The sequence below is a fragment of the Curtobacterium luteum genome (assembly GCF_001475545.1).
GTDB classification, from domain to species: Bacteria; Actinomycetota; Actinomycetes; order Actinomycetales; family Microbacteriaceae; genus Curtobacterium; species Curtobacterium luteum_A.
In genome coordinates this window covers 22,921-40,974 of record NZ_LDQC01000039.1, presented here as the reverse complement: position 1 = coordinate 40,974, position 18,054 = coordinate 22,921, and the positions used below count along the sequence as shown (strand labels likewise).

Here is an 18,054-nt window from a genome sequence, read left to right as displayed (position 1 = left end):
CTTCGGGTGCCCCGGCGGCGGTCTCCGGTCGGCACCCGCCGACCGGTTCATCACTCGAAGAGGAGTGTCATGAAGAAGTCCACGAAGTTCGGGATCATCGCGGCGATCGCCGCGATGGTGGCGGCACCGCTCGTGCCGTCCGCGGCCTCGGCAGCGCCCTCACCCACCGGTCTGTCGCACGGCGTCGGCGCCCACCACGGCGTCGGGCACGGGGCACAGCCGCACGCCGCGCCCACGAAGAGCGGGCCGACGAGCATCGCCTACGTCGAGGTGAACAACGACCAGCTGGCGAACGTCGGCCGGTACACCCTGGCGAACGGCGCGAACGCGTTCGACGTGGCGATCATCTTCGCCGCGAACATCAACTGGGACGGGACGAAGGCCGTCCTGTACAACAACGAGAACGTCCAGCGCACGCTCGACGACGCCGCGACCCAGATCCGGCCGCTGCAGGCCAAGGGCATCAAGGTCTCGCTGTCGATCCTCGGCAACCACCAGGGCGCCGGCATCGCCAACTTCCCGACGCAGGCCGCTGCCTCGGACTTCGCCGCCCAGGTCTCGGCGACCGTGGCGAAGTACGGGCTCGACGGGGTGGACCTCGACGACGAGTACTCGGACTACGGGGCGAACGGCACCCCGCAGCCGAACCAGCAGTCGATCGGGTGGCTCATCAGTGCCCTCCGCGCCGACATGCCGGGCAAGCTCATCTCGTTCTACGACATCGGCCCGGCGTCCTCCGCGCTGGCGTCGTCGAGCTCGACGATCGGCTCCCAGCTCGACTACGCCTGGAACCCGTACTACGGCAGCTACTCGGCGCCGTCGATCCCGGGCCTCGGCAAGGACCGCCTGTCCGCGGCCGCGGTCGACATCCAGAACACGTCGCAGTCGACGGCCGTCTCGCTCGCGACGCGCACCAAGGCCGACGGGTACGGCGTCTTCATGACGTACAACCTGCCGGACGGTGACGTCTCGCCGTACGTGTCGTCGTTGACGCAGGTGCTCTACGGGCAGGCCGCGTCGTACCACTGACGCGCGCGTCGCTCCGGCGGCTCGCCTCGTGCGCCCCGCGGCTCCGGCACCGGCCTGGAGGCGCGGGGCGCGTCCGTCCCGTCCCTCGCGTCGGACGATGACTCCTGTTCCCGTCCGTGGACGATCGGGTCCACGATCCCCGGGATCCGCGCAGCGGAACGGCCGTCTCCGGATCCGGCGATCGGCTCGCCCGGCGTCGTACGATCGCCGCGTGGAGATCGAGTTCGACGGCGAGGTCATCGAGTGGCGCGGTCCTGCGCCGTTCTTCTACGCCGTCGTGCCGCCCGACGCCGCCGAGACGATCCACGAGCTCGCACCGATGCTGACCTACGGCTGGGGCGTCATCCCCGCCCAGGTGACGATCGGCAGGGTGTCCTGGACGACCTCCCTGTTCCCGAAGGACGGCGGCTACCTCGTGCCGCTCCGGGCCGTCGAACGACGTCGTGCGGGCGTCGAGCTCGGGGATGTCCCGCACGTCACGCTCACGCTCGGCGGAGGCTCCGCGTCCTGACCTCGGGCCGAACGGACGCCTCGGGCCTCGGCGGTCGCGCCTCTGCCTCGGAGGCGGGTCAGAACGGGACGCCGCAGGCGAGCACCACGTTGGCGTACGGTGTCGCCTCACCGGTGCGGACGAAGAGCCGCGCCCGGGCCGTCATGGCCTTGAGCTCGTCGTGCGGCACGGTGCGCACGTCCGGGAACCGCCCGTCGATCCAGTCACCGGCGCTCGACCCGTCACGCTCGGCAGCGGCGAACGCGTCCTGGAACACGACCTCGGCGAGCAGGGCGTCCACCACGTCCCGGAAGCTCGGCACCCCGTGGACGAGCGCGAGGTCGACGACCGGCACGCCACTCGGTGCGGGCAACCCGCAGTCGGCGACGACCACGAGGTCACCGTGTCCGAGACGGGAGATCGCTGCGTTGAGGTCCGCGTTGAGGATGCCCGACTTCTTCATGTGCGCTCCGTCGTTGGATCGTCCGTGTCGGCGCAGTCCGGGAAACGGCGCAGTGCCGGGAGAGAGGGGATGACGGGAATCGAACCCGCGTAGCCAGTTTGGAAGACTGGGGCTCTACCATTGAGCTACATCCCCGCGGCCGCGCACGAGTCGCAGCCCCATCATCGTAGCGGACGAACGGCGACCGACATGCCACCCCTCGTGACGCTCCCGCCGAGCGACCGTGACGCCCGTCGGATCCGGTGGTCACGGATCGTCTCCTACGTGCTCGTGGTGCTCGCCGCGGTCGTGTTCTCGCTCCGGCCGGCCCTGTTCGGCGATCCTCAGGAGCAGCCCGCGCACGCGCTCCTGCACGTCTGGCGCATCGTCCTCGGTGTCGCGCTGGTGCTCGCCGCGGCGGCGGTCCAGGTCGTCGTCGGACTCCGATGGCGGCGCGCGCTCCGGCGCCGTGCCGAGGACGGCTGATCCCTGCACAGGGACGCGCCGGGCACCACGGATCCACGACGCTCCACACCTCCCGGGAACCGCGCGCCCGCAGACCGCTACACTCATCGGGGTCGCATGCGCCCTTCCGGCGTGCGTGGCCACCCCTGGCCCAGTCAAACGGGGCGTAGCTCAGCTTGGTAGAGCGCCCGCTTTGGGAGCGGGAGGTCGCAGGTTCAAATCCTGTCGCCCCGACCAGGTCCACAAGAACGTCAACCAACAGGAGTACATCCCTTGGCCACCAGCACCGTCGACAAGCTGAGCGACACCCGCGTCAAGCTCACCGTGAACGTGACGCCGGAAGACCTCAAGCCGAGCATCGACCACGCGTACAAGCACATCGCCGAGCAGATCAACATCCCGGGCTTCCGCAAGGGCAAGGTCCCGCCGGCGATCGTCGACCAGCGTGTCGGCCGTGGCGAGGTCCTGAACCACGCCGTCGGCGACGCGATCGACAACTTCTACCGCCAGGCGGTGGAGGAGCAGGAGCTGCGCATCCTCGGCCGCGCCGAGGCCGACGTCGCCGAGCTCCCGAACGTGAAGGACTTCACGGGCGACCTCGTCCTCACGTTCGAGGTCGACGTCCGTCCGGAGTTCGACCTCCCGGACTACGCGAACTACGAGCTCACGGTCGACGCCGTGGACGTCACCGACGAGGAGATCGAGGAGGAGCTGCAGAACCTGCGCACCCGCTTCGGCACGCTCGTCACGGTCGACCGTCCGGCGACGAAGGGCGACTTCGCGCAGATCGACCTCACCGCCACGATCGGCGACGACGAGGTCGACTCGGCCACCGGCGTCTCCTACGAGCTCGGCTCGGGCGACCTGCTCGAGGGCATCGACGAGGCGCTCGAGTCCCTCACCGCCGGTGAGTCGACCACCTTCGAGTCGACGCTCGTCGGCGGCGACCGCGAGGGCGAGACCGCCCAGATCGCCGTGACCGTCACCGCGGTCAAGGAGCGCGAGCTCCCCGAGGCCGACGACGAGTTCGCCCAGATCGCGAGCCAGTTCGACACGATCGACGAGCTCAAGGCGGACCTCAAGGAGCAGATCGCGAAGTCGAAGACCTTCGGCCAGGGCGCCGCTGCCCGCGACAAGCTCGTCGAGAAGCTCATCGAGGACGTCAACATCCCGATCTCGGAGAAGCTCATCGAGGACGAGGTGCACCGTCACCTCGAGCAGGAGAACCGCCTCGAGGACGACGAGCACCGCAAGGAGGTCGCCGAGTCCAGCGAGAAGGCGTTCCGGTCGCAGATCCTCCTCGACGCGATCGCCGAGAAGGAAGAGATCCAGGTCTCGCAGGAGGAGCTCACGCAGTACCTCATCCAGGCCGCCGCACAGTACGGCATGGAGCCGGCCGAGTTCATCCGCGTCATCGACCAGAACGGGCAGATCCCGGGCATGGTCGGCGAGGTGGCCCGCTCGAAGGCCGTCGCGACCGTCCTCTCGAAGGTGACCGTCAAGGACTCCAACGGCGACGACGTCGACCTCTCCGCCTTCACCGCGGGTGTCGCGCAGACCCCGGCGGAGGACGCTGAGTAAGCGTCCCCACCCCATGGACGGGAGGCGCGGTGCCGGCTGGCACCGCGCCTCCCGTCCGTTTCCGGTGCGGTGGAACCGCCCAGAGCGAACAGACGCGAAGTGGTGCGTTGCACCCGATAAGTTCGACATCAAGCGACAACTGAACGGGAGCTTTTCCATGGCCGAAGCGACACTGAACCCCAGTGTTTTTGACCGCCTTCTGAGAGACCGGATCGTGTGGCTCGGCTCCGAGGTCCGCGACGACAACTCGAACGAGATCGCAGCGAAGCTGCTGATGCTCGCGGCCGAGGACCCTGAGAAGGACATCTACCTCTACATCAACTCGCCCGGTGGCTCGATCACCGCCGGCATGGCGATCTACGACACGATGCAGTTCGTGCCGAACGACATCGTCACGGTGGGCATCGGCCTCGCGGCCTCGATGGGGCAGTTCCTGCTCTCGTCGGGCACCCCGGGCAAGCGCTACATCACCCCGAACGCGCGCGTGCTGCTGCACCAGCCGTCGGGTGGCTTCGGCGGCACCGCTGCCGACATCCAGACGCAGGCGAAGGTCATCCTCGACATGAAGCAGCGGATGGCCGAGCTCACGGCGGAGCAGACCGGCAAGTCGATCGAGCAGATCCTCAAGGACAACGACCGCGACAACTGGTTCACGGCGCAGGAGGCCCTCGAGTACGGCTTCGTCGACCACCTCCGTGGTTCGGCGGCCGAGGTCGTCGGCGGCGGCGGCACGGTCGGCGACGGCGAGACCCCCACCGACGCGGCCGAGCCCGGCGCCCAGTCCTGACCCGACCCACCGAAGAAAAGGAAACGAGAATGCATCTCCCCATGCTCGGTGGCGCGCAGAACGTCCCGGCTCCGTCGAACCGTTACATCCTCCCGAGCTTCGAGGAGCGCACGGCCTACGGCTACAAGCGGCAGGACCCGTACGCGAAGCTCTTCGAGGACCGCATCGTGTTCCTCGGCGTCCAGGTCGACGACGCGTCGGCCGACGACATCATGGCGCAGCTGCTCGTGCTCGAGTCGATGGACCCGGACCGCGACATCGTCATGTACATCAACTCGCCCGGTGGCTCGTTCACCGCGATGACGGCGATCTACGACACGATGCAGTACATCCGTCCGCAGATCCAGACGGTCTGCCTCGGCCAGGCTGCCTCGGCCGCGTCGGTGCTCCTCGCTGCCGGCACCCCGGGCAAGCGTCTGGCGCTCCCGAACGCCCGCGTGCTCATCCACCAGCCGGCGACCCAGCAGGGTGGCGGGCAGGCGTCGGACATCGAGATCCAGGCGGCGGAGATCCTCCGCATGCGGACCTGGCTCGAGGAGACGCTGTCGAAGCACTCGAACCGCACGCCGGAGCAGGTCAACAACGACATCGAACGCGACAAGATCATGTCCGCGGAAGAGGCGCTGGAGTACGGCCTGATCGACCAGGTCCTCACCAGCCGCAAGAACGTGCCGGCGCTCGTCAAGTAGCGCTCACGACGAAGGGCGGCCGAAGTTCCAGAATTCTGGAACCTCGGCCGCCCTTCTCGTTGTTCGGTGGAACCTCGGCGGGATCAGGCGGCGTGTCGCCGTCTTCGGCGTGCGGCAACCGACCGGGAGGCACGGTGCGGGTCCGACAGGTCGGCGTCAGTCCTCGTCGGGCGACGGCGCTGCCGGGCGTCGACGGAGGAGCAGCAGCACCGCGACGACGGCGCCGACGAGGACGAGCCCGCCCGCGCCGATGAACAGCGCGTCGGTGGTCGCCGAGTCGCCTGAACGCGAGGCCGTGCCGTTCGTCGGGGCCTCGGTGGACCCGCTGGACGCCGTCGCACACGTGGGCGGCTCGGACGCGCCCGACGCGGGGGAGAACCCGGACGGTGCCTTCCACGTGAAGGTGTACTCGTCCGAGACCGTGTGCCCGTCGGCGGAGACGATCTGCCACTCGACGGTGTACTTCCCCGAGGCTCCGAGCGCGGCCTTCGTGGTCATCGAGGGGCCGTCGACCTTGAGGCAGCCGTCCTCGTAGTACTTCCCGTCCGGACCGACGATCCGGTACGCGAACCCCGCGTTCGACCCGCCGATGTCGAGGAGCTTGTCGTTCGTCGTGATCTCGAACGCCTCCGGCAGGGTCGTGAGCGTCCCGTCGACCTTCGGCGTCGAGGCGATCATGTAGTTGTGCGCACTGGCAGGCGCGGCGAGACCGAGGACGGCGCCGCCCGCGATCGTGAGGGCCGTGGCGGACGCGGCCACGAGCCTCCCGGCCGCACGGAACCGATCGCGCGGTGCACGCGCAGCCGGTCGCTGGAGGCGAGTCGTCACTTGCCGGTCCGTCGACGCGTCGAGGCGACGGCGACGACCAGGGCGGCCGCGCCGAGCACGAGCCCGCCGAGTCCGAGGAAGCGCCCGACGAGGTCCGGCCCGTTGCTCGTGGCCGAGCTCGACGCGTCGGAGGAGTCGCTCGTCTCGACCGGGTCGCCGTCGGCCTCGGTCGCGACGGCCTTCGTCAGCACGATCGAGGGGGCGGGGTGCTCCGGCTCGGCCTTGCCGTCCTGCTGGTGCTCGTCCCACGCGGTGGAGCCCTTCTCGCAGGTCTGCGTGACGGGGAGCTCGACGCGGTCCCCGGGCTTGCCGTCCGGCAGGGAGAACGACAGGGAGAACGTGTCGCGCTCGTCGGCGGGCAGCGGGGTCTTCGCGGTGTACGTGACGGCGGTCACGCGCTGCCCGGCGTCCTCGCTGGACTCGTCGTCCGCGGACGCCGAGGGGCTCGTGTACGGCTCGGTGGTCTTCGTGATGGTCCAGTTCGGGTTGACGGTCGGGGTCACCTCGATGATGCTCTCCGGCACGTGGAAGGTCAGCTTCGTGGTGGGGGAGCCGTCGCAGCCGTGCGGCACCGAGAACGTCGCGGTCGTGTACGAGTCCGCCGCGGTGGAGGTGGCGGTGGCCTCGACGTGGGCGCTGGCGGCCGCGGCGGTGCCGAGGACGATCGCGGCGGTGACGCCGAGGGTTGCTGCGCCGAGGACGGCGACGCGCTTGGGCATGGAGTGTGTTCCTTCCGCGACTTCTACAACTTGTAGAGAGGACTCGGACACGGTAGCAGGATCGAACGCCCTGGGCGAACGCGGAACGCGAAACCGGCCGGGCGTCGCCGTGGCTGTCGTCGGTTGCGGTTAGGCTCGGACGCAGCCGGTGGATCAGCACCGGGAGGATCGTCAGGCGTCGGTTCCGACGGAGTCGTCGCACGGCCGAGGGAGGGCACGCACATGGCACGCATCGGAGAGAGCGCTGACCTGCTCAAGTGCTCCTTCTGCGGCAAGAGCCAGAAGCAGGTCCAACAGCTCATCGCCGGCCCGGGCGTCTACATCTGCGACGAGTGCGTCGAGCTCTGCAACGAGATCATCGAGGAACGTCTGGCCGAGGCGGGCGAGGACACCGCGAGCGGCGACTTCGAGCTCCCGAAGCCCCGCGAGATCTTCGACTTCCTGCAGGAGTACGTCATCGGGCAGGACCCGGCGAAGCGTGCGCTGGCCGTCGCCGTCTACAACCACTACAAGCGCATCCGGGCGCAGGGGCAGATCACCGCCGCCGAGGACCGCGACGACATCGAGATCGCGAAGTCGAACATCCTGCTCATCGGTCCCACCGGCTGCGGCAAGACGTACCTCGCGCAGACCCTCGCGAAGCGCCTCAACGTGCCGTTCGCCGTCGCCGACGCCACGGCCCTGACCGAGGCCGGCTACGTCGGTGAGGACGTCGAGAACATCCTCCTCAAGCTCATCCAGGCCGCCGACTACGACGTCAAGCGCGCCGAGACCGGCATCATCTACATCGACGAGGTCGACAAGATCGCCCGCAAGGCCGAGAACCCGTCGATCACGCGCGACGTCTCGGGTGAGGGTGTGCAGCAGGCGCTGCTCAAGATCCTCGAGGGCACGACGGCCTCCGTCCCGCCGCAGGGCGGTCGGAAGCACCCGCACCAGGAGTTCATCCAGATCGACACGACGAACGTGCTGTTCATCGTGGCCGGGGCGTTCGCCGGGCTCGAGGACATCGTGTCCTCGCGCGTCGGCAAGCGCGGCATCGGGTTCGGAGCTCCGCTGCACAGCCCGCTCGACCAGCAGGACCTCTACGCGGACGTCCTGCCGGAGGACCTCCACAAGTTCGGCCTCATCCCGGAGTTCATCGGGCGTCTGCCCGTCGTGACCACCGTGTCGCAGCTCGACCAGGCCGCGCTCATGCAGATCCTCACCGAGCCGAAGAACGCGCTCGTGAAGCAGTACCAGCGGATGTTCGAGATCGACGGCGTCGAGCTGGAGTTCGAGCGGGGCGCACTCGAGGCCATCGCCGACCTCGCGGTGCTGCGGCAGACCGGTGCCCGTGGGCTCCGCGCGATCCTCGAAGAGGTCCTCGGCCCGGTCATGTTCGACGTCCCCTCGGACGACGACGTGGCACGCGTGGTGATCACCCGCGAGTCCGTGCTCGAGAACGCGGCGCCGACGATCGTGCCGCGGCCGCGCGCGAAGCGCATCGAGAAGTCCGCGTAGGGCGTTCGCGCGTGCGCGCGTGCGCGCGTGCGCGCGTGCGTTCGTGCGTTCGCGCGTTCGCGCGTTCGCTCGTTCGTGCAACCACAGTCAGCCCGAACCACGGGGATCCGCGGTTCGGGCTGACTTTGGTTGTGCGCTGGGGTCTCGCGCCGTGCGCGCCGCCCGTGCGTCGCCGGCGCGCGCCGCCCTACTCGAGCCCGCGGCGCCGGAGCAGCGGCCCCACCTCGGCGTCACGGCCGCGGAAGTCGCGGTACGCCTCGAGCGGGTCCTTCGACCCACCGACGCCGAGCAGCCGCGACGCGAACCGCGAACCGGCCGAGCGCGAGAGGCCGCCGTTGTCCCGGAACCACTCCACGGTGTCGGCGTCGAGCACCTCGGACCAGATGTACCCGTAGTAGCCCGCGTCGTACCCGCCCGAGAACGTGTGCGCGAAGTACGTCGACGAGTAGCGCGGCGGGACAGCCTCGACCGCGATGCCCGCGGACTCCAGCGCCGCCCGCTCGAACGCCTCGACGTCGGTGACCGCAGCGGCATCGGCAGCTGAGAGCCGGTGCCAGGCCTGGTCGAGGAGCGCGGCGGCGAGGTACTCCGTCGTGGAGAACCCCTCGTTGAACCCCTCGGACTCGCTGAGCCCCAGGACGAGCTCGGGCGGCAGCGGCTCCCCGGTCTCGTGGTGCTTCGCGTAGTTCGCGAGGACGGACGGCCACGACACCCACATCTCGTTCACCTGGGACGGGAACTCGACGAAGTCGCGCTCGACGTTCGTGCCGGAGAACCGCGGGTACGTCGTGCGCGCGATGAGGCCGTGCAGGGCGTGCCCGAACTCGTGGAAGAGCGTCTCGACCTCGTCCTGGATCAGGAGCGTGGGGGAGCCGGCTGCGGGCTTCGCGACGTTGAGGTTGTTCACCACGACGGGCAGCGTCCCGAGCAGGTGCGACTGCTCCACGACGGGGTTCATCCACGCGCCACCGCGCTTGCCGTCCCGGGTGTAGAGGTCGAGCAGGTAGAGCCCGACCTCGTCGCCGGCCTCGTCGCGGACCTCGAAGACACGGACCTCGTCGTTGTAGCCGTGCAGGTCCGGGCGCTCGGTGAACGTCAGGCCGTAGAGGGCGTTCGCGGCGTGGAAGACGCCGTCGTGCAGCACCCGGTCGGCCTCGAAGTACGGGCGGAGGGCCGAGCTGTCGGCGGCGAACTGTTGACCGCGGAGAAGCTCGGTCGCGTACGCCCAGTCCCACGACTCGACGTCGAACCCGACCACCTGCGACCGCACCGAACGCTCGTCGTCCGCGTTGGCGGCGGCGGCCCCCACGAGCGACGACAGCAGCCCGTCGACGGCCTCGGGCGTCCCGGCGGTCTCGTCGGCCGTGACGACCGCCGCGTGGTTCGGGAAGCCGAGCAGCTCGGCGCGCTCGGCACGGAGGCGCACGATGCGCAGCAGCACGTCGCGGTTGTCGTGCTCGTTGCCGCGGCGCCCTCGGGAGAGCGACGCTTCCATGATCCGCTGTCGCAGGCTCCGGTCCGTGAGCGAACCGAGCCACGGGTGCCCGGTGTAGAGCGGCAGCGTGATGAGCCAGCCGTCGAGGCCCCGGTCCGCTGCGGCTCCGGCGGCCGCGGACTTCGCGCCGTCGTCGAGCCCCGTCAGCTCCTCCTCGTCCGTGACGTGCACGGCGAGGTCGTTGGTGTCCTCGAGCAGGTTCCGCTCGAACGTGGTCGTGAGTGTCGAGAGCTCCTGGTTGATGGCGGTGAGGCGCTCCTTGCCGGCCTCGTCGAGCCCCGCGCCGGCGAGGGTCATCTCGGTGTGCGTCCGCTCCACGAGGCGACGGTCCTCGTCCGTGAGGTCGTCCCGCGTGTCGAGCCCGGCACGGACGGCATCGATGCGGGCGTACAGCCGGGCGTCGAGGGTGATCGCGTCGCGGTGGGCGGCGAGGAGCGGCGAGATCTCGGCTTCGAGGTCGTGCAGCTCGGGCGTCGAGTCCGCGGAGGACAGCGTGAAGAACACGTGGCTCACGCGGGCGAGTCGTTGTCCGGACCGTTCGAGGGCGACGAGGGTGTTCTCGAACGTCGGAGCGTCGGGGTTCGTGGCGATCGCCTCGACCTCGGCGCGCTGCTCTTCCGTGCCTGCGTCGAAGGCTGGACGGAAGTGCTCGAGCCGGACGTCGGTGAACGGCGGGAGGGAGTAGGGGAGGGTGCTCGGTTCGTCGAACGGGGTTGCCATGTCGCCACCCTACGGACTGGAGGCGCGGGACGGGCCCGACCCGCGCCTCCAGTCCGGTTCCGGGGCGCCGGTCACGCGCGCGTGGCGGCGCGCGCCTCCCGGCCGTCGACACGCGCGTTCTTTCCCATAGCGACTGCGATGGGTGGTGTGATCGGGCGTACCTGGTCGGAACGAACGACCCGGTACGCCCGGAAGCGCCTGGTACGCCCGGAAGCGCCTGGTACGCCCGGAAGCGCCTGGTACGCCCGGAAGGACCGGCAATGCGCGCCATGCCGGCTCCGCCTCCCGGCCGTCGACACGCGCGTTCTTTCCCATGACGACTGCGATGGGTGGTGTGATCGGGTGTACCTGGTCGGAACGAACGACCTGCCACGCCCGGAAGCGCCTGGTACGCCCGGAACGACCGGGTATGCGCGCCATGCCGGCTCCGCCGTTCGGTCGTCGACACGCGCGTTCTTTCGCATAGCGACTGCGATGGGTGGCGTGATCGGGCGTACCTGGTCGGAACGAACGACCTGGTACGCCCGGAAGCGCCGGGCACGCCCGGAACGACCTGGTGCGCCCGGAAGCGCCTGCCACGCCCGGAACGACCTGCCACGCCCCGAACGACCGGGTACGCGCGGCCCGGGCCAGGGCGCGCGTCCTACACCCGCGTGGCCGCGTCGACCAGGACGGCGGCGGCCCGGCGGGCGTGGCCTGCAGGCGACGCGTCGCCCGCGATCGCCGCGGTGGTCTGGGCGCCCTCGGCGAGCAGTGCGAGCTGCGCGGCGAGCTCCTCGGCCGCATGGGGGTCGGGCACGACGTCGGCTGCGAGTCGGGCGACGGAGCGTTGGAACGACTCCTTGTGCTCGCGGGCGATCCGCGCCACGGACGGTGACGTGGCACCGAGCTCACCGAAGGCGTTGATGAAGCCGCAGCCACGGAAGGTGTCGTCGCCGAACCACTCCTCGAGGAAGTCGTACATCGCGAGCAGCCGGTCGCGCGGGGTGTCCGCGGCTGCCACGGCCTGTGCGATGCCGCGCTCCCAGTACTCGTGGCGTCCGGCGAGCACCGCCGCGACGAGCTGGTCCTTGCCGGGGAAGGCGTTGTAGAGCTTCTTGAGCGAGACACCCGCTCCGGTACGGATCTCGTCCATGCCGACCGACTGGATGCCGCGCGCGTAGAAGAGCTCGTCGGCGACGTCGACGATGTGTGCCCTGGTGTCGGCCTCGACGGTGCTGATTGCCATGTCGTACCCCGTTCCCTGCGTGTTCACCGTTCCCGTGTTGCGCGGGGAACGATCGTTCTCTAGTGTAGACGACATCGCAGAGAACGACCGTTCTCCGCATCGTTCAGGGGAAAGGAACGACCATGGGCAGCATCACCGTCGGGACCGAGAACAGCGTCGACATCGCGCTCCACTACGAGGACAAGGGCACCGGGCAGCCGATCGTGCTGATCCACGGCTTCCCGCTCGACGGCAACTCGTGGGAAGGGCAGGTCCCGCCGCTCCTCGACGCCGGCTACCGTGTCGTGACCTACGACCGCCGCGGGTTCGGTCAGTCCTCGCAGCCGTCGACCGGGTACGACTACGACACCTTCGCCGACGACCTGCACGCGGTGCTCGAGACCCTCGACCTGCGCGACGTCATCCTCGTCGGCTTCTCGATGGGCACCGGTGAGATCGCCCGCTACATCGCCCGCCACGGTGAGGACCGGATCGCCAAGGTCGCCTTCCTCGCCTCGCTCGAGCCGTACCTCGCGGTCACCGATGACAACCCGGACGGCGCCGGCCCGATGTCGTTCTTCGAGGGCATCGCCGCGGACGTGAAGAAGGACCGCTACGCCTACTTCACGAACTTCTACCAGGACTTCTTCAACCTGTCGGAGAACCTCGGGTCGCGGATCTCGGAGGAGCAGGTGCGGAACGCCTGGAACGTCGCTGCCGGCTCTGGTTCGATCGCGTCGGCCGCCGCGCCGCTGACCTGGCCGACGGACTTCCGTGAGGACATCCCGAAGGTCACCGTCCCGGCGCTGATCGTGCACGGTACGTCGGACAACATCCTGCCGATCGACGCCACCGGCCGCCGCTTCACGAAGGCGCTGCCGCACGCCGAGTACGTCGAGATCGAGGGTGCCCCGCACGGCCTCCTCACGACGCACACCGCCGAGGTGAACGAGGTCCTGCTCGGCTGGCTCACGAAGTAGCCACCCGCGCCGATGGCCGGCGCACAGCCAAAGTCACCCCGAACCACGGTTTCCCGTGGTTCGGGGTGACTTTGGTTGTGCGGACGCGGATCACGCCACAAGCGCGGTGCTTGCAAGCGCGGTGCTCGACGCGCCGCTCAGTCCTCTTCCGGTGCGTCGTCCGGGTTCGTGACCTGCGCGTGCCCCGCGGGGTCGAGGTGGATCGAGGTGCCGTCGTCGAGCTCGACGATCGGCTTCCCCTCGAGGAACGTCAGGGTCCAGCCCCACGTCGCCGTGTCGACGGACTCGGCCGCGAGCTCGTCCTCGACACCGCGCACGGCGACGACCATCGTCTCGGGCAGTCGCGCAGGTGGCTGCCCACCCACGCTCCAGCGCGTGCCCAACTGCATCCGTGCCTCCCGTCCGGAGTGGAGCGGCCGGTTCGCGGACGCGACCCGGCCGACCCACACGACCCTACGCCGGCTGTTCCGCCAGCTCGATCTCGGTCACGGCCAGCTCGGACCCGTCCGTGAACGACAGGTCGGCGATGCGGCCGACGGCCGCGAGGTCGACCGCCGCGGACTCGAGGAGCGCCCGCGTCTCGGCCGGGGCCGCGACGACCGCGCGCGTCACCGGCGTCTTCTGGGACGCCTTCGCCGCCGTCTTCGCACCGCGGATGCCGATGAGCGCCTGCCCGACGGCCGCGAGCAAACCGGTCGGCTCGGCCTGCGTGGGCAGCTCGGCGTTGGTCGGCCAGGAGGAGCGGTGCACGCTCGTCTCGTGGGTCCAGGCCCACACTTCCTCGGTCGCGAACGGGAGGAACGGCGCCAGCAGACGGAGCAGCGCGTCGATCGCGGCGCGCAGCGCCAGGACCGCGCTCGCCTGGGTTTCGTGCGTCGCGTCCGCGGCGGTGCCGTAGGCGCGCTCCTTCACGAGCTCGAGGTAGTCGTCGCAGAACGTCCAGAAGAAGCGCTCCGTGACCTCGAGGGCGCGGGCGTGGTCGAAGGCGTCGAACGCGGTCGTCGCCTGTTCGATCACGGTGCCGAGTTCGGCCAGCACGTCGACGTCGAGCGGCTCGGTCACGGCGTGGGCGCCCTCGGGGAGTGGGAAGCCGTAGACGAACTTGGCCGCGTTGAGGACCTTGATCGCCAGACGACGACCGACCTTGATCTGCTTCGGGTTCTGCGGGTCGAACGCCGCATCGGTGCCGAGCTTCGACGAGGCCGCCCAGTACCGGACCGCGTCCGCACCGTGCTGCTCGAGGATCGACAGCGGCGTGACGACGTTGCCCTTCGACTTCGACATCTTCTTGCGGTCGGGGTCGACGATGAAGCCGGAGATGCTCGCGTGCTTCCACGGTGCGGCGTCCGCTTCGAGCTGGCTGCGGAGCACGGTCGTGAAGAGCCAGGTGCGGATGATGTCCTGTGCCTGCGGTCGGACGTCGTACGGGAAGACGAGGTCGTAGAGCTCCGGGTCGGACTCCCACTTGCCCGCGAGCTGCGGGGTGAGGGACGAGGTGGCCCAGGTGTCCATGACGTCGAGCTCGCCCTGGAAGCCACCGGCGACGCCGCGCTGGGACTCCTCGTAGCCGGGGGCCGGCTCGGACGCCGGGTCGACCGGGAGCTGGTCCTCGGTCGGGACGATCGGCTGGTCGTACACCGGGTTGCCGTCGGCGTCGAGCGGGTACCAGACCGGCAGCGGCACGCCGAAGAAGCGCTGGCGGGAGATGAGCCAGTCGCCGGAGAGGCCGCCGACCCAGTTGTCGTACCGGACGCGCATGAAGTCCGGGTGGAACGCGATCTCCTCGCCGCGCTTCCGGAGGACGTCCTTCAGCTGCTCGTCACGGGCGCCGTTGACGATGTACCACTGGCGGGTCGAGACGATCTCGAGCGGCTTGTCGCCCTTCTCGAAGAACTTCACCGGGTGGTTGATGGTCTTGACGTCGCCGACGAGCTCGCCGGACTCGGTGAGGGCGTCCACGACGACCTTCTTCGCCGAGAACACGGTCTTGCCGGCCATCTCGGCGTAGAGCTCCCTGCCGCGGGCGCTCTCGATCCACGTCGGTTCGTCCGAGCGGACGCGGCCGTCGAAGCCGATGATCGCGCGGTTGGGCAGCTGCAGCTCGCGCCACCAGACGACGTCCGTGGTGTCACCGAAGGTGCAGACCATCGCGATGCCCGCGCCCTTGTCCTGCTGCGCGAGGTGGTGCGCCAGCACCGGCACCTCGACGTCGAACAGGGGCGAGCGGACGGTGGTGCCGAAGAGGTCCTGGAAGCGCTCGTCGTCCGGGTGCGCGACGAGGGCGACGCACGCCGCGAGCAGTTCCGGGCGGGTGGTCTGGATGACGACGTCCTCGCCGCCGTCCGTGCGGTGGAACGCGATGCCGTGGTAGGCGCCCGGCATCTCCTTGTCCTCGAGCTCGGCCTGGGCCACGGCCGTGCGGAACGTGACGTCCCAGAGCGTCGGGGCGTCGGCCTGGTAGGCCTCGCCGCGCTCGAGGTTGCGGAGGAAGGCACGCTGGGCGCTCGCGCGGGAGGTGTCGTCGATCGTGCGGTACGACTGGGTCCAGTCGACCGACAGGCCGAGCGTGCGGAAGAGGTGCTCGAACTGCTGCTCGTCCTGCACGGTCAGGCGCTCGCACAGCTCGATGAAGTTGCGGCGGGAGATCGGCAGCTGGTCGGCCGCCTTGCTCGACTTGTTGTCGCCACCCTCGAACGGCGGGACGAACGCGGGGTCGTAGGGGAGCTGCGGGTCGCAGCGCACGCCGTAGTAGTTCTGGACGCGGCGCTCGGTCGGCAATCCGTTGTCGTCCCAGCCCATCGGGTAGAAGACGTGCTTGCCGCGCATCCGCTCGTACCGGGCCTTGAGGTCGGTGTGCGTGTACGAGAACACGTGGCCGATGTGCAGTGAGCCGGAGGCAGTCGGCGGCGGGGTGTCGATCGAGTAGACGGCGTCGCGGCCGCCGGCGGCGGAACGGTCGAAGCGGTAGGTGCCGTCCTGCTCCCAGACCGGGCCCCAGACGTCTTCGAGTCCGTCGACCGTGGGCTTCTCGGGCATGGGCTTCAGCATGGCGGGCCTTCCGTTCCGTGCGGCGCTGCGACCGCTCTGTGCGGCACCGAGTCCGTGGTGAGGTGCCTGAGTGTCCGCGCACGTGCGGCGCGGTACCCCGATGGTAGCGGTTCGCACCGTCACCGCCGACGGTCGCTACCACACCGACCTGACGGACACGCCGAGCATTTGGTAGTCTGTCGGAGTTTGTCCGGCGGACGCGGGGTTCGCGAGGACTGCAGTGACGCCGTCCGCCGGGCGCCCGAAGGCAAGACACAGCACTACCGGAGGAACGATTTGTCACCGAACGAAGCACACGCGAACGGCGATCGGCCGCTGCGCACGAAGGGCGCCGTGAAGCGCGCCCGCCGCAAGCTGACGAAGGACGACGTCACCGTCGTCGAGGAGTCGCTGCTCAAGCGCGCCGTCGCCGCCGCTGCCCTGGGCAACGCCATGGAGTGGTTCGACTTCGGCATCTTCGCGTACCTCACCGTGACGATCTCGCAGGTCTTCCTGCCGAAGGGTGACCCGGCCGCGAACATCGTCGCGACGTTCGGCTTCTTCGCCGCCGCGTTCATCGTGCGCCCGATCGGCGGCGCCGTGTTCGGCCCGATCGGCGACAAGATCGGCCGCCAGAAGGTCCTCGCGCTGACGATGATCCTCATGGCCGCCGGCACGCTCATGATCGGCCTGATCCCCTCGTACCAGACGATCGGCTTCTGGGCCCCGGTCCTGCTGCTCGTCGCCCGCTTCGTGCAGGGCTTCTCGACCGGTGGTGAGTACGGCGGCGCCGCGACGTTCATCGCCGAGTACTCCCCGGACAAGCGTCGCGGGTTCATGGGCTCGTGGCTCGAGTTCGGCACGCTCGCGGGCTACGTGCTCGGTGCGTCCATCGTCACCGCGCTGCAGTTCGGGCTCTCCGAGGACGCGCTGCTCAGCTGGGGCTGGCGCATCCCGTTCATCGTCGCCGGACCGCTCGGTCTCATCGGTCTCTACCTGCGGCTCAAGCTCGAGGAGACCCCGGCCTTCCAGAAGCAGCAGGAGCAGGCCGCCGAGCGCGAGTCCCAGAAGACGCCGTTCCTCAAGCTCTTCGCGGAGAACTGGCGCGGACTCATCATCTGCATCGGTCTGGTCCTCGTCTTCAACGTGACCGACTACATGCTGCTGTCCTACATGCCGACCTACCTCGAGCAGAACCTCGGGCAGAACGCGACGTTCGGTCTCATCCTGATCCTGATCGTGATGATCCTCATGATGGTCGTCATCACGTTCGGCGGACGCTTGTCCGACAAGTTCGGGCGTCGTCCGGTGCTCGCGACCGGCTGCATCGGCTTCATCCTGCTGTCGTGGCCGTCGCTCAAGCTCGTCCAGAGCGGCACCGGCATCGGCGTCTTCTTCGGCCTGCTCATCCTCGGCCTCGTGCTCGTGACCTTCACCTCCACGATGCCGTCGACCCTGCCCGCGCTGTTCCCGACGATCATCCGCTACGGCGCGCTGGCGATCGCGTTCAACGTGTCCGTCTCGCTGTTCGGTGGCACGACGCCGCTCGCGACGGCCGCGCTCATCAACGCCGCGAAGGACGCCGGGTTCGGTTGGGCCGAGGACATCCCTGCCTTCTACCTCATGCTCGCCGCCGTGATCGGCCTCGTGGCGGTGTACTTCACGAAGGAGACCGCGGCCACCCCGCTCATGGGGTCCGGACCGACGGTCGCGCACGAGGACGAGATCGCCGCGGTCATCGAGGACTACAACGACCCGGAGTCCGACCTCGCGCAGTCCGACTGGGCGAAGGACTTCTCGACGAGCGAGATCCCGATCATCAGCGGCGACGCGCCCTCGTCGGGCGACGCGCACAAGGAGCCCACCGGCTCCTGACGACCGTTGGTCGTCGACCGGCCTGGAGGCGCGGTGCGGGTCCGTCCCGCACCGCGCCTCCATCGTCCGGTCGCGCTGCCGCGCTGGCCGCGCGCTGCCGCGCTGGCCGCGCGCTGCCGCGCTGGCCCCGCGCTGACCCGAGTCTCGGCTGGGCGGACAGTTTCGCGGCCCACCTGCCGCGAAACAGTCCGCGGGGCCGAGTCTCGGCTGCGACTGC

General features: G+C 69.5%; 16 protein-coding genes and 2 tRNA genes. 10 read left to right on the top strand and 8 right to left on the bottom strand.

What is annotated here, in order from left to right; translation table 11 throughout:
* Positions 1 to 69 precede the first annotated feature (69 nt).
* Positions 70 to 1,029 (top strand): endo-beta-N-acetylglucosaminidase H, encoded by a 960-nt coding sequence (locus NS184_RS07525; protein WP_058725500.1) that lies wholly within the window; start codon positions 70 to 72, stop codon positions 1,027 to 1,029.
* 211 nt (positions 1,030 to 1,240) lie between these two features.
* A complete protein-coding gene (locus NS184_RS07520; protein WP_058725499.1) occupies positions 1,241 to 1,540 on the top strand; it encodes a DUF1905 domain-containing protein in 300 nt (99 codons plus the stop codon).
* 58 nt (positions 1,541 to 1,598) lie between these two features.
* Here NS184_RS07520 and rbsD read toward each other — a convergent pair whose 3' ends face one another.
* Both rbsD and NS184_RS07510 read right to left on the bottom strand, forming a co-directional pair.
* Positions 1,599 to 1,982, bottom strand: coding sequence for a D-ribose pyranase (gene rbsD, locus NS184_RS07515; RefSeq protein WP_058725498.1), 384 nt, complete (start codon positions 1,980 to 1,982; stop codon positions 1,599 to 1,601).
* 64 nt (positions 1,983 to 2,046) lie between these two features.
* A tRNA-Gly gene (locus NS184_RS07510) sits at positions 2,047 to 2,117 on the bottom strand.
* Positions 2,118 to 2,171: 54 nt separating this feature from the next.
* Here NS184_RS07510 and NS184_RS07505 point away from each other — a divergent pair.
* The 5 genes from NS184_RS07505 to NS184_RS07485 all read left to right on the top strand — a co-directional run bounded on the left by NS184_RS07505 (position 2,172) and on the right by NS184_RS07485 (position 5,483).
* Positions 2,172 to 2,447: a hypothetical protein gene (locus NS184_RS07505; RefSeq protein ID WP_152998109.1), complete on the top strand. Its 276-nt coding sequence runs from the start codon at positions 2,172 to 2,174 to the stop codon at positions 2,445 to 2,447.
* 139 nt (positions 2,448 to 2,586) lie between these two features.
* Positions 2,587 to 2,663: transfer RNA gene (locus NS184_RS07500), tRNA-Pro, on the top strand.
* A 36-nt stretch (positions 2,664 to 2,699) separates the two neighbouring features.
* Positions 2,700 to 4,007 carry a trigger factor gene (gene tig, locus NS184_RS07495; RefSeq protein WP_058725496.1) on the top strand — a complete coding sequence of 436 codons (1,308 nt, stop codon included), beginning with the start codon at positions 2,700 to 2,702 and terminating at the stop codon, positions 4,005 to 4,007.
* Between the two features lie 157 nt (positions 4,008 to 4,164).
* A complete protein-coding gene (locus NS184_RS07490; protein ID WP_058725495.1) occupies positions 4,165 to 4,794 on the top strand; it encodes an ATP-dependent Clp protease proteolytic subunit in 630 nt (209 codons plus the stop codon).
* Positions 4,795 to 4,823: 29 nt separating this feature from the next.
* A complete protein-coding gene (locus tag NS184_RS07485) occupies positions 4,824 to 5,483 on the top strand; it encodes an ATP-dependent Clp protease proteolytic subunit (RefSeq protein ID WP_058725494.1) in 660 nt (219 codons plus the stop codon).
* Between the two features lie 156 nt (positions 5,484 to 5,639).
* On the opposite strand, the gene NS184_RS07480 is transcribed toward NS184_RS07485, so the two are convergent.
* Complete coding sequence (locus tag NS184_RS07480; RefSeq protein WP_058725493.1) at positions 5,640 to 6,311, bottom strand: copper resistance CopC family protein; 672 nt, start codon at positions 6,309 to 6,311, stop codon at positions 5,640 to 5,642.
* On the bottom strand, positions 6,308 to 7,030 hold the full coding sequence (locus NS184_RS07475; RefSeq protein WP_058725492.1) for a YcnI family copper-binding membrane protein: 723 nt from the start codon (positions 7,028 to 7,030) through the stop codon (positions 6,308 to 6,310). Before NS184_RS07475 ends, NS184_RS07480 begins: the two co-directional genes overlap by 4 nt.
* Positions 7,031 to 7,252: 222 nt before the next feature.
* Between NS184_RS07475 and clpX the strand changes: the two genes are divergently transcribed.
* Entirely contained in the window at positions 7,253 to 8,533 is a 1,281-nt protein-coding gene (clpX, locus tag NS184_RS07470; protein ID WP_058725491.1) for an ATP-dependent Clp protease ATP-binding subunit ClpX, read from the top strand.
* A 187-nt stretch (positions 8,534 to 8,720) separates the two neighbouring features.
* Here the strand turns inward: clpX and NS184_RS07465 are convergent, their stop codons facing one another.
* Positions 8,721 to 10,748: a M3 family metallopeptidase gene (locus NS184_RS07465; RefSeq protein WP_058725490.1), complete on the bottom strand. Its 2,028-nt coding sequence runs from the start codon at positions 10,746 to 10,748 to the stop codon at positions 8,721 to 8,723.
* 643 nt (positions 10,749 to 11,391) lie between these two features.
* Complete coding sequence (locus NS184_RS07460) at positions 11,392 to 11,976, bottom strand: TetR/AcrR family transcriptional regulator (protein WP_058725518.1); 585 nt, start codon at positions 11,974 to 11,976, stop codon at positions 11,392 to 11,394.
* 122 nt (positions 11,977 to 12,098) lie between these two features.
* Here NS184_RS07460 and NS184_RS07455 point away from each other — a divergent pair, with 122 nt between their 5' ends.
* Complete coding sequence (locus tag NS184_RS07455) at positions 12,099 to 12,935, top strand: alpha/beta fold hydrolase (RefSeq protein WP_058725489.1); 837 nt, start codon at positions 12,099 to 12,101, stop codon at positions 12,933 to 12,935.
* 137 nt (positions 12,936 to 13,072) lie between these two features.
* On the opposite strand, the gene NS184_RS07450 is transcribed toward NS184_RS07455, so the two are convergent.
* Together NS184_RS07450 and valS are read right to left on the bottom strand one after the other, a co-directional pair.
* Positions 13,073 to 13,324, bottom strand: coding sequence for a hypothetical protein (locus NS184_RS07450; protein WP_058725517.1), 252 nt, complete (start codon positions 13,322 to 13,324; stop codon positions 13,073 to 13,075).
* A 64-nt stretch (positions 13,325 to 13,388) separates the two neighbouring features.
* A complete protein-coding gene (gene valS / locus NS184_RS07445; protein WP_083513535.1) occupies positions 13,389 to 15,971 on the bottom strand; it encodes a valine--tRNA ligase in 2,583 nt (860 codons plus the stop codon).
* Positions 15,972 to 16,259: 288 nt separating this feature from the next.
* On the opposite strand from valS, the gene proP reads away from it, so the two are divergent.
* Complete coding sequence (proP, locus tag NS184_RS07440; protein ID WP_242862991.1) at positions 16,260 to 17,837, top strand: glycine betaine/L-proline transporter ProP; 1,578 nt, start codon at positions 16,260 to 16,262, stop codon at positions 17,835 to 17,837.
* Positions 17,838 to 18,054: the final 217 nt, after the last annotated feature.